17 protein-coding genes and 1 pseudogene are annotated in these 18555 nt (G+C 31.6%); 13 read left to right on the forward strand and 5 right to left on the reverse strand.

Annotation, left to right across the window (positions count from 1 at the left end):
- From Q0409_RS09960 to Q0409_RS09980, 5 genes and pseudogenes are all read left to right on the forward strand, one after another.
- A pseudogene (locus tag Q0409_RS09960) lies at positions 1-1166 on the forward strand (hypothetical protein); the annotation flags it as partial.
- A 148-nt stretch (positions 1167-1314) separates the two neighbouring features.
- Positions 1315-2154: a fumarate hydratase gene (locus tag Q0409_RS09965; protein ID WP_298537734.1), complete on the forward strand. Its 840-nt coding sequence runs from the start codon at positions 1315-1317 to the stop codon at positions 2152-2154.
- Positions 2155-2251: 97 nt separating this feature from the next.
- The gene (locus tag Q0409_RS09970; protein ID WP_298537737.1) at positions 2252-2548 is read left to right on the forward strand and encodes a nucleotidyltransferase family protein; all 297 of its coding nucleotides are present in this window, start codon (positions 2252-2254) and stop codon (positions 2546-2548) included.
- On the forward strand, positions 2532-2873 hold the full coding sequence (locus tag Q0409_RS09975; RefSeq protein WP_298537740.1) for a DUF86 domain-containing protein: 342 nt from the start codon (positions 2532-2534) through the stop codon (positions 2871-2873). Before Q0409_RS09970 ends, Q0409_RS09975 begins: the two co-directional genes overlap by 17 nt.
- Before the next feature lie 32 nt (positions 2874-2905).
- On the forward strand, positions 2906-4504 hold the full coding sequence (locus Q0409_RS09980) for a dihydropteroate synthase-like protein (protein WP_298537743.1): 1599 nt from the start codon (positions 2906-2908) through the stop codon (positions 4502-4504).
- A gap of 1 nt (position 4505) precedes the next feature.
- On the opposite strand, the gene Q0409_RS09985 is transcribed toward Q0409_RS09980, so the two are convergent.
- On the reverse strand, positions 4506-4904 hold the full coding sequence (locus tag Q0409_RS09985; protein ID WP_298537746.1) for a DUF4405 domain-containing protein: 399 nt from the start codon (positions 4902-4904) through the stop codon (positions 4506-4508).
- 160 nt (positions 4905-5064) lie between these two features.
- Between Q0409_RS09985 and Q0409_RS09990 the strand changes: the two genes are divergently transcribed.
- Entirely contained in the window at positions 5065-5586 is a 522-nt protein-coding gene (locus Q0409_RS09990; protein ID WP_298537749.1) for a DUF308 domain-containing protein, read from the forward strand.
- A gap of 91 nt (positions 5587-5677) precedes the next feature.
- On the opposite strand, the gene Q0409_RS09995 is transcribed toward Q0409_RS09990, so the two are convergent.
- On the reverse strand, positions 5678-6838 hold the full coding sequence (locus tag Q0409_RS09995; protein WP_298537751.1) for an MFS transporter: 1161 nt from the start codon (positions 6836-6838) through the stop codon (positions 5678-5680).
- 374 nt (positions 6839-7212) lie between these two features.
- On the opposite strand from Q0409_RS09995, the gene Q0409_RS10000 reads away from it, so the two are divergent.
- From Q0409_RS10000 to Q0409_RS10025, 6 genes are all read left to right on the forward strand, one after another.
- The gene (locus Q0409_RS10000; protein ID WP_298537754.1) at positions 7213-8085 is read left to right on the forward strand and encodes a MoxR family ATPase; all 873 of its coding nucleotides are present in this window, start codon (positions 7213-7215) and stop codon (positions 8083-8085) included.
- 54 nt (positions 8086-8139) lie between these two features.
- Positions 8140-9300 (forward strand): VWA domain-containing protein, encoded by a 1161-nt coding sequence (locus Q0409_RS10005; protein WP_298537756.1) that lies wholly within the window; start codon positions 8140-8142, stop codon positions 9298-9300.
- A gap of 93 nt (positions 9301-9393) precedes the next feature.
- Complete coding sequence (locus Q0409_RS10010; RefSeq protein ID WP_298537758.1) at positions 9394-10314, forward strand: TIGR00269 family protein; 921 nt, start codon at positions 9394-9396, stop codon at positions 10312-10314.
- Positions 10315-10438: 124 nt separating this feature from the next.
- The gene (locus Q0409_RS10015) at positions 10439-10639 is read left to right on the forward strand and encodes a MoaD/ThiS family protein (RefSeq protein ID WP_298537761.1); all 201 of its coding nucleotides are present in this window, start codon (positions 10439-10441) and stop codon (positions 10637-10639) included.
- A gap of 192 nt (positions 10640-10831) precedes the next feature.
- Complete coding sequence (locus tag Q0409_RS10020; RefSeq protein WP_298537776.1) at positions 10832-11692, forward strand: DUF89 domain-containing protein; 861 nt, start codon at positions 10832-10834, stop codon at positions 11690-11692.
- Positions 11693-11769: 77 nt separating this feature from the next.
- The gene (locus tag Q0409_RS10025; RefSeq protein WP_298537763.1) at positions 11770-12576 is read left to right on the forward strand and encodes a DUF1932 domain-containing protein; all 807 of its coding nucleotides are present in this window, start codon (positions 11770-11772) and stop codon (positions 12574-12576) included.
- A gap of 86 nt (positions 12577-12662) precedes the next feature.
- On the opposite strand, the gene Q0409_RS10030 is transcribed toward Q0409_RS10025, so the two are convergent.
- From Q0409_RS10030 to Q0409_RS10040, 3 genes are all read right to left on the reverse strand, one after another.
- A complete protein-coding gene (locus Q0409_RS10030; protein WP_298537766.1) occupies positions 12663-13961 on the reverse strand; it encodes an adenylyltransferase/cytidyltransferase family protein in 1299 nt (432 codons plus the stop codon).
- Positions 13962-14123: 162 nt separating this feature from the next.
- On the reverse strand, positions 14124-14615 hold the full coding sequence (locus Q0409_RS10035; protein ID WP_296856360.1) for a DUF308 domain-containing protein: 492 nt from the start codon (positions 14613-14615) through the stop codon (positions 14124-14126).
- A 134-nt stretch (positions 14616-14749) separates the two neighbouring features.
- A complete protein-coding gene (locus Q0409_RS10040) occupies positions 14750-15838 on the reverse strand; it encodes an archaeosine biosynthesis radical SAM protein RaSEA (RefSeq protein WP_298537770.1) in 1089 nt (362 codons plus the stop codon).
- A gap of 524 nt (positions 15839-16362) precedes the next feature.
- Between Q0409_RS10040 and mer the strand changes: the two genes are divergently transcribed.
- Entirely contained in the window at positions 16363-17325 is a 963-nt protein-coding gene (gene mer / locus Q0409_RS10045; protein WP_298537773.1) for a 5,10-methylenetetrahydromethanopterin reductase, read from the forward strand.
- Positions 17326-18555: the final 1230 nt, after the last annotated feature.

Genomic DNA, 18555 nt, shown 5'->3' on the forward strand with positions numbered 1-18555 from the left:
CAGATTATGGTGGTGCTGTTTATCATGGTATAGCAGAGAATTGTATTTTCATTGGCAATTCTGCAGATGATGCTGGCGGTGCTGCCATTGAGGTTAAGGCCATGAATTCTATTTTCACTAATAATTCTGCATCTAATGGTGGAACTGGTGGTGGTGGTGCTATTTGTGACGGTTCTGCTGTGAATTGCATTTTCACTAATAATTCTGCAGATCGAATTGGTGGTGCTATCGTTGGAGGTACTGCTGAGAAGTGTACATTTAATAATAATTATTTAACTGGTGAGTATACATGTGGTGGTGCTATTTATAGTGGTAATGCTGTGAATTGTAATTTTACTGGCAATTCTGCATCTATTGGTGGTGCTATGGGTAGTGATGATTATGATGCCCGATGCTCCGCTAAGAATTGTATTTTCACTGGCAATAAGGCAGTATATGTTGGAGGAGCTATTTATAATGGGTCTGCTGAAAACTGTATTTTTAAAAGTAATTCTGCAGGTGAAAATGGGGGCGCTATGATTTATGGTTCCGCTAAGAATTGTACTTTTACTGGAAATAGTGCAATTAATGACAGTGATACCTGTAATGGTACCGTAACTTATTATACAAAAGTCACTGCCCCTAAGGTTACTGCAACCTATAATGTTAACAAGTATCTTGTCGTTACTTTGAAGGATTCATTTGGAAATATTTTGGTAAATCAGAAAGTCACTGTTAAGGTAGGAACCATTAGCAAGACTTTAATTACCAATTCTAAAGGCCAGGTTTCTGTTCTTGTTTCAAAATTGATTCCTAAGACTTATACTGCATCAATTAGCTTTGCAGGAGATAAAACTTACTTAAAATCTTCCTCTAGCGTAAAGGTTGTAGTTAAAAAAGCTACTCCTAAATTGACTGCTAAGGCAAAAACCTTTAAAAGAACAGTAAAAACTAAAAAATACAAAATTACCTTAATGACCAATAAAGGCAAAGTGATGAAGAAAGTTAAAGTTACTTTAAGAGTCAATAAGAAGACTTTCACTGCTAAAACCAACTCCAAAGGTGTTGCTACCTTTAAAATTACCAACTTAAAGAAAAAAGGTAAATTTACTGCAGTTATAAAATATGCGGGTAGTAAATACTATAACAAAGTAACTAAAAAACCAAAAATAACTATTAAAGCGTAGATGTTTAATCAAACATCTACTATTTTTTCTTTTTTCTAACTATTTTTCTATTTTATAAATTTTAATAAATTATTTAAATTAATAAATTAAATATTTTATATAGATTATTTTTAATAAATTATAATTCTTTATTCTAATTAGTGATTTTATGATAACAGAAAAACAAATTGAAGATACCATTTATCAATTATACAAACAGGCTGCTATCGTTCTTGGAGACGATGTCAAATGTGCACTTGAAGATGCTCTTAAACGTGAGGATAGTGACTTAGGTAAGCTAAATATTGGAGCTATCTTAAAGAATATTGAACTTGCAGAAGAAAAGTCAATTCCAATGTGCCAAGATACAGGTCTCCCTATCATTTTTGTAAAGCTTGGTAAAGTTCATGTTGAAAATCTTTATGAAGGAATCAAGAAAGGAGTTGCAAAAGCAACTGCAGAAGTTCCTCTTAGGCCAAATGTGGTTGATCCCATTACCAGAAAGAACTCTGGAAATGTGGGAGACAAAGTGCCTATTGTAGACATTGAATTAATAGACGAGAACTACATAGAATTTACTATCATGCCTAAAGGATTTGGATCTGAAAACAACAATGCACTTAAGATGGCGCTTCCTGCTGAAGGAATCGAAGGAGTCAAGGACTTTGTTGTTGAAACTGCATTAAAGGCAGGTGGAAAGCCATGTCCTCCTATCGTTGTAGGTGTTGGTATTGGTGGAAGTTCTGACATGGCATTGAAATTAGGCAAAAAAGCACTTCTTGGAAAGGTTGGAGAGCGCAATCCAGATCCAACAATAGCTGAAATGGAACTTGAATGTCTTGAAAGAATCAATAAGGATGGAAAAGGGCCAATGGGTCTTGGAGGAAGAACAACTGCACTTGATGTAAAGATCTTGAAGATGGACACTCACACTGCAGGTCTTCCAGTTGGTGTAGTTATCCAATGTTGGGCAGACAGGCATGCAACAGCTCGCTTAGAAGATAATTAAGTTATAAAAAATTTTAATATGAATAAAATAAATATAAATTATCAAAAGTATTCATTTTCATTATTCATTTTAATATGTATTGTTTTCGGTGATTTAAATGGTTTACACTATTGATGAGATTAAAAAAAGGGTTATGCCCATTGTCATTAAGTATGGTATTGCTAGCTTTGCTCTTTTTGGGTCTTACGCAAGAGGTGAAGCTACTGAAGAAAGCGATTTGGATTTTGTGATGGATAAAGGAGATTTGAAAGGATTAAGATATGTCTCTTTGATACATGATTTGGAAAGGGAATTTGAATGTCATGTTGATGTAGTTAGCAAAGATAGTTCTAATAAGGAATTTCTTTTGTCAATTGAAAAGGAAGAGGTTTTATTGTATGAAAGAAAAGGATAAGAGAACTATAAATATTGTTATACATTATTGTAATCGTATGGAAGATTACGCTAATCGTTTTGATAATGATAAAGGAATATATTTGTCAGATAACTTATACCAGGATGCTTGTGCATTAGTTATAATTCAGATTGGCGAATTTATTGGTAGGTTGTCTGATGAATTCAGATATAATCATAAAGAGATTAATTGGCAAGAAATTATAGGCATGAGAAATATTTTTGCTCACAATTATGAAGATGTTATTGATGATATTGTATGGGATGTTATTCAAGAGGATATTCCCAATTTAAAGATTTATCTTGAAAATTTATTGAATGAATAATTTTAACTTTTTTTATATTTTAGAGGAATTTTATGATACTTATTATAACTGGACACTTGGCTTATCCTTTGGTAAGTCAAATGGCTGAAAAATCAAAAAAGGAAACAGTGGTGCATATAGCAGAGACACAAGTGGCTGCTTTCTTGACTCCAACTCAAATAATCAAAGAAATCCATGAGCATTTTGAAGATAGATTGGATGATATTGATTTAATATTAGTTCCAGGTTTAATAAGAAAAGATACATTCCTCATTGCAGAGGAATTTAATATTCCTTGTTATAAGGCATCCACTGATGCAGCAGACTTGGCTATGGTTTTAGACCTTGTCGATGATCTAGAGTTATCACAGTCCACTCCTGCAGACAAACTCATTATAGAAGAGAAGAAGAAACAGGCATTGAAATTCATTGAAGACTTTGAAAACGATATTGAAAAAAGAGATGAGCTTCTCAAGAAGGAAAACAACATTCTTGTAAGAAACTTGCCTGTTGGTGAGGATTTCCCAATGAGGGTCTTGTCTGAGATTGCAAGTGCTCCTATTCTATCAAAAGAGGACTTGATTAAAAAGGCGGAATTCTTTGTAGCTTCAGGCTCTGATATGATAGACATTGGTATGATTGCAGGTGAAGACAGGTCTGATGAGATACCTGATTTGATTGACACACTTCGTCCTATTGTGGGAGACAGGCCTTTAAGTATTGACACATTGAATCCAAAGGAGATTGAAGCTGCAGTAAACCATGGGATTGATATGGTTTTAAGTTTAGACAATGGTAATTATAAGGAAATTTTGCCTTTATTGAAGGAAAAGAATGTTCCTGCAGTTATCTTGCCTACTAATTTCAGTGAAGGTTATGTGCCTCACACTCCTGCAGATAGGGTAGCATCTATGCAAAAGCTTGTTGAAGCTTGTGATGGTCTTGAAGTTGTCTGTGACTTGATTTTAGACCCTGTCAACAGTTCAAGCCTTGTGGATTCAATCATTGCATTCCATGATTTCCATGAAGTTGACAAGAAGCCGATGTTCTTTGGCATAGGAAATGTAATTGAGCTTATGGATACAGATTCTGTAGGTGCAAATGCAGTTCTTGCAGGAATTGCTATGGAACTTGGTGCAAGCATACTTTTCACCCCTGAAGAAAGTGGTAAGACTCATGGAAGTGTAAGGGAACTTGCAATAGCATCAAAGATGATGTTTTTAGCTAAAAACAGACAATCCATTCCTAAGGATTTAGGTGTTGACCTTCTTGTATTCAAGGACAAGAAGAAAAGGTTTGACTTGAAGCAGGATGACAATGTCCCTGTAGTCAAGCAGGATGCGCCTATCAAGTTCGTAAGGGATAAGGCTGGAAGCTTTAAGATTAGGGTGGAACATGATATAAGCGTTAAGGATTCATATATAGTTGCAACTCACTTCAAGAAGACAAAGCCAACAATAAGCTTTGAAGGAAAAAGAGCCAGTGAAATCTATGAAGAGATCATTGAAAAGGGCCTTGTAACCAGATTGGATCATGCAGCATATCTTGGTAAGGAACTTGAAAAAGCAGAGATTGCAATGCTCACTGGAAAAGAGTATGTTCAAGACTTTGACTTGTTTAAAGATCCTGAAGAGTTTATCAAGCAAAATTAGTTTATTTTTTCAGTTCTCTTGCTAATTTTTTACGAGTAACTATTAGATGCAAGACTAAAAAGATTAAGCTAAAGACTGAAGATTGTTTGTGAAGATGTGATACTTTATGTTTTCCGATTCTCAAATCCTTTAAGGAACTTATACTTGAAAAAATTCCGGAAATGATTGTTATTACTAATGAAATCATTAAACCTATATTTACAATTAGTTCTATGGTTCTTTTAAGGTTGTATTTTCCTTTGGTTATTGCTTTAAAGTATCTTTTATTGAATTTCAAATGTAATGCTATTAAAAAGATTAATCCTATTCCAATAATTTCATGAATTAAGATTGGAAGGCTAAGAAATTCCAATATTATTGCAATAACCATTAGTACATCTACAGTAATTTTCTTGTTCATCCTTATCACTTAGATTAAGGTTTGTTTATATTCATATTTATATTTTGTTAAAACTAAATCTATAGGGTCATACTTCCCCTTATTTTTTCATTAAATGAAATTTAAAAGGGTTAAAAAAATATAAATATCATTTCATATAAATATGGAATTTGGTGATTTAATGAATTTTACAAAAATACTTGGAATTTTATTAATTATTTTAGGTGTGCTATTTATAGCTTACCCATTGGTTAGTGCAGGGGTAGTGTCTATAATAGCAGGTGTAAGTTTAATAGCCTTTGGTCTAGTAGTGATGTTTAATGCATTTACATTATGGAGTATTGCATCTGGCAGGTCAATCATTGAATTGATAATGGGATTCCTATTGATCTTATTAGGATTCTTGTTCTTTGTTGATTTAGCTCCATTAGCTTTCCTTACCGCATACAACTTCTATTTAATTGCTATAGTATTGCTTGTCATCGGTATTCTTGGAATCATTTATGGTGAAGGAACTTCAAAATGGGCTTCTGCATTGGTATTGATTTTCGGTATCATATTCTTCATAATGGGTATTTTATCAATTAACAATCCATTATTCATTGTAATTTTAATAGGCGTATGTTTAATAATTAGCGGAGTTCTTTATTTAACTTTAGGCAGCGCTTTTGATAAAATTGATAATTTTGAAAACAATCAATAATCTAAATCAGGAATTTTATTAGGGGAATTTTTCCTCTTTTTTTTTAAACGTTTTAATTATTCAATCCACTTATTTTCTTATCATTCTATTTTTAAGAGTATTTTAGAGGAATCTTCATAATCTTGATGACATAAACCATCATGAAAAATGCAATGGCCAAGAACAATGCTCCAAAAATAAAGATTGACATTATTCCGAATCCATCCACTAAAAATCCACCTATAGCTATTCCTAAAGCTATTCCGCCATTCAAGATGCTTAAGAAAATTCCATTTGCAAGTTCTGGGCTATCTGGAACAACAGATGCCTCAATGTACTGGATAAGATTGTATCCCATTCCATCAAGGATGCCAAATATTAAAATCAATATGATTACTGGAATCAAGTAGTTTGCAAATAGGTAAAGAAGCACGAATACTCCTCCGCATACCAATTGGAAAATGATAAGTGTTGCCTTGTCTCTTTTAGCTATTAGCTTTCCACCAAGCCAAGTTCCGAATATTGAAAACAACCCATATATAAACAGGAATATGCTTAACTTATAGGTGTAGATGTGGCTTACCACCTGCAAGAATAATGGCTGGTAATTGTAGACTATGCTTGCACCAATAGGCATCATGATTATTCCAACTGTTGCAAGAATGAATTCCTTTGTCTTTAAGCTTGAAAAGGGCATTTCATATGAGTTGGATTTTCCTCCGGTTCTTGGGAAGAATATGATAATAAGAATCAATGTAATGAAATTTATTAAAAAGATCCAAGTCATAGCCACTTGATAGCCAAATATTGTACCAAGACCAGTTGTTATAGGCAGTCCTATAATGCTTCCAACGGATATTCCAAGCAATATCCTTGTAATGTAATCCTGCTCTTCGCCTTTTGGAGCTATCTCTTCACAAACTGTCAGAGCTATTGAAATGAATGCAGGATAGAATACTGCAGACAATATCCTAAAAAAAGATGCAATGTAAATGCTTTTTGTGAATATGATTGCAATATTTGAAATTGCAAATACTGTTAAAATGCTTATGAAAGTTCTTTTTCTTTCATATTTTGAAAATAAAACAGGTATGAACAATCCGCAGATAGCTATTGTAAAGGTGAAAGAACTTACGTAAAGCCCTGAAATAGCTATTGATGTATTGAAATACTCAGCTATTTGTGAAATGATTCCAACAATGCTTAATGGAGTGTTTATTCCAAGTGTTGAAATCATTAAAATGTATAAAAGTATTTTAGGATTGGTTTTCATGTTTCATTTTCCTTTTTTTTAAAATCAGATTAAATATGGTATTATTTATAACACATGTTATATATAGTTGATTTTTTGATATAGTTAATATTTTAAGTTTATATGTACATGGTACAGATGCATACTCCTCCGAATAGGAGAATTAAAACAAAGAACCATGCAGCTATCTTTTTCATTTTCATTTTATCACAGTATGAATTTTAATTTATACGATTTTCATTAGTTTTAATGTTATAAAACAATAAATTATTTATATATATTAAACAAATATTTAATATACTATGTAATATAGTATATAAAATTCAATATAAAAAATTATTTTCAAAATATTTTTATATTTATATTATTTCTAATTAACTAAAAAAGGTTTTTAAATGACAGATGAAGAATTAACCATAGAAGAAATAGGAAAAAAGTTAGAAAGTACTGGTTATATTTCCAATAATGAAATCAGCACTTCTGTATTCTTATCCTTATCTTTAAACAAGCCGATCTTGATTGAAGGACCTCCTGGAGTAGGTAAGACAGAGCTTGCAAAGGCTGTTTCCGAATGTTTAGGAAGGGAATTCTTCAGGATTCAATGTTATGAAGGTATCACCTTTGAACAGATTGTAGGAGAATGGAACTATCAAAAGCAATTACTCCATTTGGAAGCATTCAAAGGTAGCCAAAAAGGTGAAGAGTCAATATTTGAAGATGATTTCTTTATCAGAAGACCACTTTTAACCTCCTTTATGAATGACAAGCCATCACTTCTTCTCATTGACGAAATCGATAAGGCAGATGAAGAAGTGGAAAGTTTCTTGCTTCAGGCATTAGGAGAAAAGCAGATTACTGTAAACGATTTAGGTACTTTTGACCTTCAAAACGATTTGATGGTAATGCTCACTTCAAACGCTCAAAGAAACTTGCTTGAAGAGACAAAGGACAGATGTCTGTTCTTATACATTTCATACCCTTCCGTTGAACGTGAAATGGCTATTGTTAAAGCTAGAGTTCCAGATGCAGACAATGGTTTAGTCAAGAAGGTTGTTAATATGGTTCACAGAATCAGAACATTCAACTTAAATAAGAAACCATCTGTAAGGGCTTCAATTGATTGGGTAAGCTCTGTAATGCATTTGGATAAGGATTACAAGAATGTTGATGCTGCACTTGAGGACAGTGTTGGTGTAGCTATCAAGACAGAACCGGACAAGGCTAAAGTAATTAAAGAGATCTTTAGAAACGAATATATGAATGAGTAGATTAACGATTAGATTTAATTTTCTGCACTTATTAAGTATTTTTAAGGTTTTAATATGGAAGAGAAAATCGTAAGATTATCAAATGATTTGAGAAAAAAGGGAATGCCTGTGAGTGTCAGGTCCACCCAGTCTGCAATAGATGCATATGCAATACTGGGAGAGGATAATGTAGACACTTTAAAAGATGCATTCAGATCCATTTATGTCAAAAGCAAGTATGACATTCCTAAATTCAATGAGTCATTTGATGGATTCTTCGCTAAGAAAGCTCCAAAGAAATTGGATAATGACCTTAACAGAGCTTACAGGCCAAACTCCATGAAAGGAAAGCTTTCACAGCATGAATGGAAAATCACCATGCAGAAAGGAACTGGTGGAAAGCAAATCCAAATGGGTGCAGAACAGGCTATGGAATACTTTGCAGGAAGACCTATCCTTGAAGACAGGGACAAGGACCTTGCAAGGGATAATGATATTCTAAACAGTGATTTGTCAAAGCTTAACAAATACGATGAAAGGGTATTTGAATTATGTGTAGAGCTTGGAAGAAAAATCGCTAACAAGCAGTCAAGAAGAAAGAGATTGGCTCGTTCAAATAAGATTGACATGAGAAGGACAATGAGGCAAAACATGAAATATGGTGGTGTGCCGATTGATCTTGTTCATGTAAAGAAAAAACCTCATAGAAAACAGCATTTGTTCCTGAATGATGTCAGCGGTTCATGTGAATGGATCAGCAGTTGGTTTTTCATGCTTATGTTTGCATGTCAAAAGACATTCAAGGACTCAAGAATGTTTGAATTTGACAATAAGACAATAGAAACAACTGAATTTTTAAAAGAAAAGTATATGGTCAATGCATTTGCAGAAATCAGATTGCTCCGTATGAGAAATATGATGGTTAGAGGAACATCAAATATGTTCACTGCATTCGAATCATTCATGAAACAGGCAGATATAAGCAATAAGTCTTACATTATCCTATTGTCAGATTGCAGGGATTGGGCAGGTCCTAAGGTAAATGGAATACCTGCAAGTGTAGAGCTCATTTCCCAAATGTCAAGCATGGCTAAAAAGGTAGTTATCCTAAACCCTGAGGATAAGAAGAAATGGGATGTAGTTGACAGTTGCGTATCATTGTATAAGGGAGCAGGCGCTCAAGTTTACGAAGTCAGCACATTGAACCAATTGGCAGAATTTGTGGCTGATATGTAACTTAAGAACCGATTAGTTAGTTAAATATTATATAAATCAAAAAAGTAAAAATTATTTTATTATTTTATTATTTTAAAAAAGGATGACTTTAATATGGGATCTTGTACTAAATGTGGAAATCCGAATGTGATTATAAAGAGAAAAGCTTCTGGACAGGCTTTATGCAAGGATTGTTTTATTGAAAGCATTGAAAAGAAGGTCAAGCAAACAATCAAGAAGGAAAACTTTATCGAAAAGGGAGATAAGGTTTTAGTTGCATTGTCTGGAGGAAAGGATAGTGTAGTGACTTTAGAAATTCTCAATTCATATGTCAAAAGGCATATTATAGAATTATGTGCTGTAACCATCGATGAAGGAATCGCAGGTTACAGAGAGGAAGGAGTCGAGATTGCAAAGGCACATGCAGATAGACTTGGAATTCCACATAAAGTTGTTTCATTTAAGGAAAGTTTCGGCATTGACTTGGATGAGATAATGAAAAATGAAAACCATAGAGGGTCCTGTACATATTGCGGGGTATTCAGAAGATGGATTATCAATAGGGCTGCAAGGGAATTTGGAGCAACCAAGATTGCTACCGGACATAACCTTGATGATGAAACCCAAGCTATTCTAATGAATTATCTTGAAGGAAATACTGAAAACTTGGCTAAGATAGGTCCTAAGACAGAATCAAACAGTGAATTGTTCACTGTTAAAATCAAGCCACTTAGAGAAATTCCTGAAAAGGAAATTGGTCTTTATGCACTTGCAAAAGGTTTGGACATTCATCTTGCAGGCTGCCCATATGCTCAGGAATCATTCAGAATGGAAATTTCCAATATCTTAAATGAATTGGTTAAGGAACATCCAACAATTAAGTATTCCACACTTAGAGGATTTGATAAGATAAGGCCAGCAATCAGAAGCGAAATGGCTCATGATTATGAATTTGACAGATGCGAACGCTGTGGAGAGCCCTCTTCAAATAGGTTATGCAGGGCTTGCACATTTCTAGAGGAATTGGGGAAATAGATTTCCCTTTTTCATTTTTTTAATTTTTTTTATAATTATCCATATTTTTTAACAATTGTTATAATTTAAATATTATGATTTACATATTAAAAGTGAAGGGATAAAAAATAAATAAGGTGATTTTATGAGTTTTACATTAAAAATCAAGGATAAAGTGGAAAAGAGAGAAATTGACGGCGATTTGACCATTAAGGATTTATTGGATGATTTGGATTTATCTTCAGAAACCATGGTAAGCAAAAAGAATGGAGAGATTGTTATAGAAGAGGAAACAATCGAAGATGGTGATGAGATAGAGTTTATCCAAATTATTTATGGAGGATAATTCCCATCTATTAAATTAAATCTTTTTTTAAGCTTTTTTTTATTTTTTTTCATATTTTCATATTTTTTCATTTCTTATCATTAATTTCTTAGTCTATCTTTTACTTTTTTTCAATAATTTTAATAATTTTAATTTATAAATATATAATTAGAATATTATATTTAATTATTTTTTTTATTTTCAGGTGATAATATTAAAGTTTATTACGAATGTGGAGCATGCTTTTTAAGACAAGCAAAGGAAGCTATTGACTTATCTACAGATGATGAGGAATTGAAATTCAAACTTATTCAAGATGTATTGTCATATCTCGGTGAAAACTTCTCAAAGGATTTGTCTTCTAATGCCACTGGAACAAGGATTCATCAATACATTAAAAAGGAAACTGGTTGCTATGATCCTTATTACAATCAAAAGAAGGAAGGAAATGAAATTGCATTGTCCTTAGTGCCTAAAGTGAGAGAAATTCTAAAGGAAGACAATAGTTTGGAAACTTATGTTAAAGTAGCTATTGTAGGAAATATTCTTGATTTCGGCACATTTGGTTTGAATACAGAATTTGAATCCATGATAACTGAAGGATTAAAGAAAGAGCTTGTCATTAACAAGATAGATGAGTTTGAAGATGCTTTAAGAAAGTATGATAAGGTTCTCTATTTAGTGGATAACACTGGAGAAATTGTCTTTGACAAGTTTCTTCTTGAAAAAATCAAGGAATATGATGTTGACATTACTGTGGCAGTCAAGGAAAAGCCTATCCTAAACGATGCCTGCATGAAAGAGGCATTGGAAGCAGGTCTCGATGAAGTGGCTACATTAATCACTACAGGCTCTGATTCTGTAGGTGTTGTGGAATCAATGATTTCAGATGAGTTTAAGGAAATCCTTTTGGATTCTCCATTTGTAATCTCTAAGGGTATGGGAAATTTTGAAGGATTGACTGAAATGAACCTTGACGGACAGGATATCTTTGTATTGCTTTGTACAAAATGTTCATCTATCTCTAAGGAATTAGGTCTTGCTGAAGGTTCCCATATTTTAACAACTTTATAATTTTTATTTATTTGGTTATTTAATGTAAGATGGTTTTGTAAGTAGTTTTGGAAATAATTAATAAATGGGGGTTAATTATGAAATTTGGTTTTATAGGATTTGGTGAAGTGTCTTACACTTTATCAAAAATACTATTATCTTACGGCTTTGATGTTTTAACATCAACTGAAGGAAGATCAAAAAAGACAAAAGAATTAGTTAAATCTCTTAATTTAACTGTGTTGGATAGCTTTGAAGAGGTTGCTCATCAATCTGACATTTTAATTTCAGCAAACAGCCCGCAAAGTGCATTGGCTGTTGCATTGAAGTATGGTTCATTGACAGATGGAATATTCCTGGACTTTAACAACATATCCCCAAATACTGCAAAGCAAATTGAAAATTATCTGACCAGTGAGCATTTCATTGACTCTGCTATTATGGGTAGGGTAAGTTCAGAGGAATTGCATCTTTATTTCTCAGGCAGAAAAGCTAAAGGGTTTGTAAAAAGCATGAAGGATTTCATTAGCAATTATGAGCCATCTAGTGATATAAAGGTTAATATTAAGGTAGTCAGTGATGAAATTGGAGATGTTTCCAAATTGAAAATCCTTAGAAGCTCATATACAAAAGGGGTTTCTGCACTTCTTGTAGAAACTTTTGAAACTGCAGAAAAATTAGGTCTTAGCGAAGACTTATGGGAAATATTGTCATTGACTGAAAATAGGGATTTCGAAACTTCTTCAAAATCACGTATCTCATCATCAAATAAAAAAGCTAAGCGTAAATATGAGGAATTGAATGAAGTCTTGGAATTTTTAGATGATGTTGACAAAAAGAGAAAGTCTAAAATCATGGCTTTAGCTACACGTGAAAAATTTGAAAAACTGAAAAATAGAAAATAAAGTGATTGTTGTTTCAATCTTTTTTCATAATTTAGTCATATAATTTAATCATTAATAATTTAATTATTTTTTAATTCATTATTTTTTTAATAATCATGGATAGTAATTTTTACTCTCCAATCATTTCTTTTGTTTTTAATTAGTTCTCCACTTACAGGGATGTATCTGGAGTCTAAAATGTATCGTAGATAAGTTACTTCCTTTGAAGGAAGCTTTAAATTTGTTTTTATCTTAATCTTTTTTTCCTTTATCTCACAGGATATCTGGTTATCCTTATCGACAAAGATCTTTGCTTCAAGTCCTTCTTGAACTTTTTTTGCTTCGAATTTAGTGAGGTTCAAACCTGATTCAAGAGTCATTAAAGGATTTACTTTCAAGTCCTTTCTTGTTCTGAACTTTTCATTAGCTTCCTTTGCAGAAACTCCCTTATCCACTTCTTCAGCAACATACCAAGCTCTTTCAATGATCTTATCGACATTCTGCTCTTCAGGAATAACTCCCTTTTCTTCATAATGTCTCATTAGTTTAAGAACTTCATCTTTTGTCACTTCCTCTTCAATGCAGGAAGCTGCGAGGCGAGTCATTACAGGACCATAATCCGCTCTTCTAAAGCTTGCCCAAATGGACTCTTCATCATCCTTATAGAATCTTCCTTCAACAATTTTATTGATTACCTTACCATTCAAATAAGCGATATTTGTCAAGTTTGATCTGGAATAAGTGTTCATCTTATGCTTCAACACTTTCATGTTTCTTTTTCCAGGGATTGTACCGTTTTCAATTTCCCTTTCCAATATTTCAATGCTTGTTTTAGGAAGCAATTTTTTTATATCATCACTGATAACTAAGTCATTTTTTAGGATTTCCTTTCTAATGAATCTTCCAGAGACCTTTTTAGGCTGTGTGAGCTCTGGAATAAGGTGAAAATCAATCTTTCTATCAAATCTTTTTGATAGGAATTCATTTATCGCATACCATCTGATCACATTTCTGTTAGGGAAATCTTGAGGTATTCCAAGGAAACTGCCCTCTTGGATGAATCTTTCAGCATATTTTTTCACTTCATCCAAACTGATGTCTGCAGCGGTGATGTAATCTGTTACACCATCTTCATGCATTTTAGCAAGCCTGATAGGCACACTGTATGATAAAATCAGTCTATGATGCAGTCCTTCAACTCCAATTACCTTATTCGCACCTAATGCAAGAGCCATTTCCTTTCTTGCTTCAAAAGGGGTGAAAAAAGGAGCATGATTTGCACTGTAGCCCTTATTCATATAAATAGCCACTTCAATGTTTTTTTCATCAGCTATTTCACGAGCTTTTCTAATCAATTGTTCATGTCCTTTGTGGACTGGGTCAAAGTCTGCACTAATTGCTATCATAGTATGTTTCCTAAAGTTATTATTATTTAAAAATAGTAATTTATTGTTTTAAAAATTTTATTTATTTTATAATTAATTATTTATTTTGATTAATTGTATTATTATGTTTTTTAAAAAATAGTAAAAGGAATAAATAATAATTTTTTATTATTTATTCTACATTTAATAACCATTATCTAATAAGTTCAATACTCCAGTTACTAATAACCAGATTCCTATTAATGAACCGAGAATGAGTGGATTATTAATATAGGTTCCAAGAATAATGTATATTACACCTAAAACTATTCCTAATATTCCCATCCAGAATCCGTATTTGTTGTCTCTGTTTCCAACAATGATTATTAAACCTATTATGATTAAGAATATTCCTGCTAAATAGATTGTTAAAGCAGTTAAAAATGCAAATATGCTTGGGTTAAATATTAAACCTAAACTAATTATTAACATTAATATTCCTAAGATTGTATTAATCAATCCTCTGGTTGTGTTGTATTCTACTTCACTAACACCATTTGCTAATAAGAAGATTGCAAGTAATAAAACTGATAATCCAAGGATATCTGATGCTGCAATTACTCCAAGCATTGGGAATGCAATGATAAGAATTCCTAAAATAATTGCAATAATGCTTATTGTAGTTTGTTTATGCAAGTTCTTACCTCCTTATTCATTTTAAATATTTTTCTTATTATTTTGATAATCTTAATGCAAATAATTGTAATGCATAATTATTTAATAATTTATTATTTTTATTATTTATAAATATATTTTCTAATAATGTGGATTTAATATAAAGGCAAATGTTTTATTGGAGTTTTGGATTTGTTCAAGTCAGAGAATTTTACCTCTGCCATCCATTCCTTTTTACATTCGCAATCATATTCGATTTGACTTTGGTCAAAGTTGGAATCTATGATTCTATGCTTCAATTCCTTATTGCATTTTTTACAGTTGTAAGGACCTCTTCTTGAACCGAATCCTGATGTGTCCATCAATGCAGGAATCTTTACATTTTGCCTTATTGTATTGATCACTTCAATAGTTGACCAAATCCAAGGTGGATTGTAGGATCCTCTTCTCCAAAGCCTTTCTATCAATGTGCCTCTGTGAATTGTTGCTGGACAGCATGAAACCCTATCCACTCCTAAGTCTTCACAGTAGCTTGCAGTTTTAATTGCTTCAGTGATAGCTTCCTGTTCAGAGAGCAATATAGGTTTTACAAATATGTAAGCTTTAGATTTGATGTTATGCTTGCTTTTGTATTCCTTGATAAGATTAATTGCCTTTTCGAAGGTCTTATTGTTAAATCCCTTATTGATCTTATTCAATCTTGTTTCTTCGTTTGAAGTTTCCAAGCCTATGCTTATTTCAAATAGTTTGTCTCCTATGATATCAAAGATCTCATCCAATACCTCTTCCTTAACATATTCTGGTCTGGATTCAACAACTATTTCACTGATTTCTTCCATTTCTGCCAACTTTTTTAGCACGTAGTCTCTAGCTTCTTTAGGAACTTCCTCAGGATTCAAGAAGCTTCCTGATGCAAAGAGCTTTATAGCTATTTTATCTCCATTTTCATAATCTTCCTTATAATCCCATTTGTTCAATTCCTTTTCAAAGAGTTCAATGATTTTGGAATTTTCAATTGGCTTAAGGTAACAGTCTGAGATATAACTGCACATTGTGCATCCCCCACTTGGACCAAGTGCCCATGAACAGCCAGGGGTAGGTAGGATTAAGAATATGGTTTTCCCTTTTCCAGAATATAAGAGATCTTCTTGATACCAGCTTGCAGAAAGACTATCCAGTTCTTTTGGCTTAGCATATTCAATTGATTTATCTCTTATTTCTTTTGTTAATTCTCTAATTTCCATTGTTTAACCTATTGATAAAATATAATTTTATTTTAATTAATCATTTTTTTTAACATTTTCATTAATTAATTTCTTATTATAATATATCATATTTATTATTTATAACTTTTTTAAATTACTTTTTTTATTAAATCAGAATTTTATTTTTTATTTTTAGCACATATTTAAATAATTTTGTTTGAATGATATTAAATGTTCTATTCTATTAAAATTAAATATTTGTTTTTTAATCTCCATTATTTAATAGATAATTGTTTGTTTTATTGATTTATAACAAATTTAATCTATTTTGAATATTTTATTAAGTTTTATCAATTTTTTAATAACAAATTTTTTCATATATTATTTTTAAATTTTCTTTTGTATAATTTAATTTTGTATATAAAAATTTATTAATTTTTTATAATTGTTTATATTTTTATTAAAAAAATAGACAAATCCTATTTAATATTTAAATCTTTCTATATTTTTTAAATAACAAATACTTTATAAGCTAGACAACATATTAAAGATTGGTGATAAATATGAAATTTGGTATAGAATTCGTACCTCAAATCCCGTTAGATGAACTCGTAAGATTAGTAAAATTAGCAGAAGACGTTGGTTTTGAATACGCATGGATCACTGACCACTACAACAACAAAAACGTATACGAAACCTTAGCATTAATTGCAGCAAACACTGAAACCATTAAAATGGGTCCTGGTGTAACCAACCCATACGTAAGAAGCCCTGCAATTTCCGCTTCCGCAATTGCTACTATTGACGAAATCTCTAATGGTAGAGCAACCTTTGGTATTGGTCCTGGTGACAAAGCAACCTTTGATGCATTAGGAATTGCTTGGGAAAAACCTGTATCCACTATCAAAGCAGCTATTGCAGACATTAACACCTTATTAGACGGTGGAAAAACTGAAGCTGGTGCAGCATTAGGTGGAGCTAAAAAAGTACAAGATGCAATCCCTATTTACATGGGTGCACAAGGTCCTAAAATGTTAGAAACCGCTGGTGAAATCGCTGACGGTGTATTAATTAACGCTTCCAACCCTAAAGATTATGAAGCTGCTATGCCTATGATTAAAAAAGGTATTGAAGCAGCAGGTGGAGACAAAGCATTTGATGTAGGTGCATACACTGCAACTTCCATTGGTGCTGACTCTGACGCAGCTAAAAACGCAGCTAAAATTGTAGTTGCATTTATTGCAGCAGGTTCCCCACCTCCAGTAATTGAAAGACACGGATTACCTGAAGGATTCAACGAACAAATGGGTGCATTCTTAGCTAAAGGTGACTTCGGTGGAGCTATTGGTGCTGTAACCGATGAAGCACTCGATGCATTCTCCGTATGTGGTACCCCTGATGAATTCATTCCTAAGATTGAAGGCTTAGCTGAAATGGGTGTAACTCAATACGTAGCAGGATCCCCTGTAGGTAAAAACGTAGAAGAATCTATTAAATTATTAGGAGACGTAATTGCTAGCTTCTAAGGAAGCTACAATTCCTAATTTTTTAATTTTTTCTTTTTTTTAGTTTCATTAAATTAACAATTGTTATATTTTTCACACTCATTATTGCCATTTTCACTTATACATTATCAGCTATAGCATTATCCATATAATATATAATATAATATATTATTTTTTATTACTCCCCAACATTATTCCCAAATATTATTTCCAAATATTATTTCCAAATATTTTTCCCAAATATTTTTCCCAAATTATCTCATGCTTAAAGATCTTTTTTCAAAAATAGTTTTCAAAGATTTTAATGAAAAATCATTTCCTTTAAATACATCTAAGAAAAAATAGTTATATTTATATATTAGTTCTTATTTTTATGAACTATAAAAATATTAAAAATTGGATTATTCTTGGAAATTTCTAGTTCTAATTTGTTAAAAATTTTCCTTTTTTTAGATTTAAACCAGTAAATTATCTTATTTTATTAAATTAATGTTAATTATCTATTTTTTTAACTAAATAACTAATTTTTTTAACAATATTTATGTTTATCAGATATTTTTCAATTTATTTTATTTTTTTAGTAAAATTCATGGTTTATTTTATAAAATAAGATATTTTATTAACTTATTTGTAATTTAAAGGATTTTTTAGCTTTTTTCTTATTCATTCGGTTTTTTCACGTTTTTCACTTTTTTCCTAATTTTTTCTTCTTGCAGATGATTTTTTTAAAGATTTGATATTTTTTCAAAATTTCCCAAATTTTTTCCTTTTATTTTTTCCTTAAACTTAAAAATTATATTAATTTAAGTTTTATTTTAAATAATGATATATATTTATTTGATATATTTTTTAAAATTAATTTTTGCAATAGTTTATTTTTATTTTTGTAAGTGTTGTAACTTTCACTAATAGTTGTGCCATGTGTTTATGGCGTTGGTCTAAGTATATGTATTCACATTACTATGATGACTGCTTTTCCACATATGGCTAAATTTATGTTTATAAATTTTATTATCATAAATATTAATCTCGTATTAATGTTTTTATATATTCGTGAGAACCTAAGTTTAACTTAGTGTTTGATGTTGGTTAAATAGATGTGGTGATATTTGATTGTTATGTCTGTGATGTAATATTTGAATATTTTGTGTAATATCTCGTCTAATTTTTTTAGTGTACTTCTAAGTCTTTATTGTACTTATTTTGTTGTATTCTGTCAAATCTGTTTGATCCTGGCAGAAGCTACTGCTA

Origin of the sequence: uncultured Methanobrevibacter sp., assembly GCF_937898925.1 — an archaeon.
GTDB lineage: Archaea > Methanobacteriota > Methanobacteria > Methanobacteriales > Methanobacteriaceae > Methanobrevibacter.

Coding starts and splice junctions, on each gene's coding strand:
- Q0409_RS09965 (WP_298537734.1), top strand. CDS start 1,315: ATGATAACAGAAAAACAAATTGAAGATACCATTTATCAATTATACAAA.
- Q0409_RS09970 (WP_298537737.1), top strand. CDS start 2,252: ATGGTTTACACTATTGATGAGATTAAAAAAAGGGTTATGCCCATTGTC.
- Q0409_RS09975 (WP_298537740.1), top strand. CDS start 2,532: ATGAAAGAAAAGGATAAGAGAACTATAAATATTGTTATACATTATTGT.
- Q0409_RS09980 (WP_298537743.1), top strand. CDS start 2,906: ATGATACTTATTATAACTGGACACTTGGCTTATCCTTTGGTAAGTCAA.
- Q0409_RS09985 (WP_298537746.1), bottom strand. CDS start 4,904: ATGAACAAGAAAATTACTGTAGATGTACTAATGGTTATTGCAATAATA.
- Q0409_RS09990 (WP_298537749.1), top strand. CDS start 5,065: ATGAATTTTACAAAAATACTTGGAATTTTATTAATTATTTTAGGTGTG.
- Q0409_RS09995 (WP_298537751.1), bottom strand. CDS start 6,838: ATGAAAACCAATCCTAAAATACTTTTATACATTTTAATGATTTCAACA.
- Q0409_RS10000 (WP_298537754.1), top strand. CDS start 7,213: ATGACAGATGAAGAATTAACCATAGAAGAAATAGGAAAAAAGTTAGAA.
- Q0409_RS10005 (WP_298537756.1), top strand. CDS start 8,140: ATGGAAGAGAAAATCGTAAGATTATCAAATGATTTGAGAAAAAAGGGA.
- Q0409_RS10010 (WP_298537758.1), top strand. CDS start 9,394: ATGGGATCTTGTACTAAATGTGGAAATCCGAATGTGATTATAAAGAGA.
- Q0409_RS10015 (WP_298537761.1), top strand. CDS start 10,439: ATGAGTTTTACATTAAAAATCAAGGATAAAGTGGAAAAGAGAGAAATT.
- Q0409_RS10025 (WP_298537763.1), top strand. CDS start 11,770: ATGAAATTTGGTTTTATAGGATTTGGTGAAGTGTCTTACACTTTATCA.
- Q0409_RS10030 (WP_298537766.1), bottom strand. CDS start 13,961: ATGATAGCAATTAGTGCAGACTTTGACCCAGTCCACAAAGGACATGAA.
- Q0409_RS10040 (WP_298537770.1), bottom strand. CDS start 15,838: ATGGAAATTAGAGAATTAACAAAAGAAATAAGAGATAAATCAATTGAA.
- mer (WP_298537773.1), top strand. CDS start 16,363: ATGAAATTTGGTATAGAATTCGTACCTCAAATCCCGTTAGATGAACTC.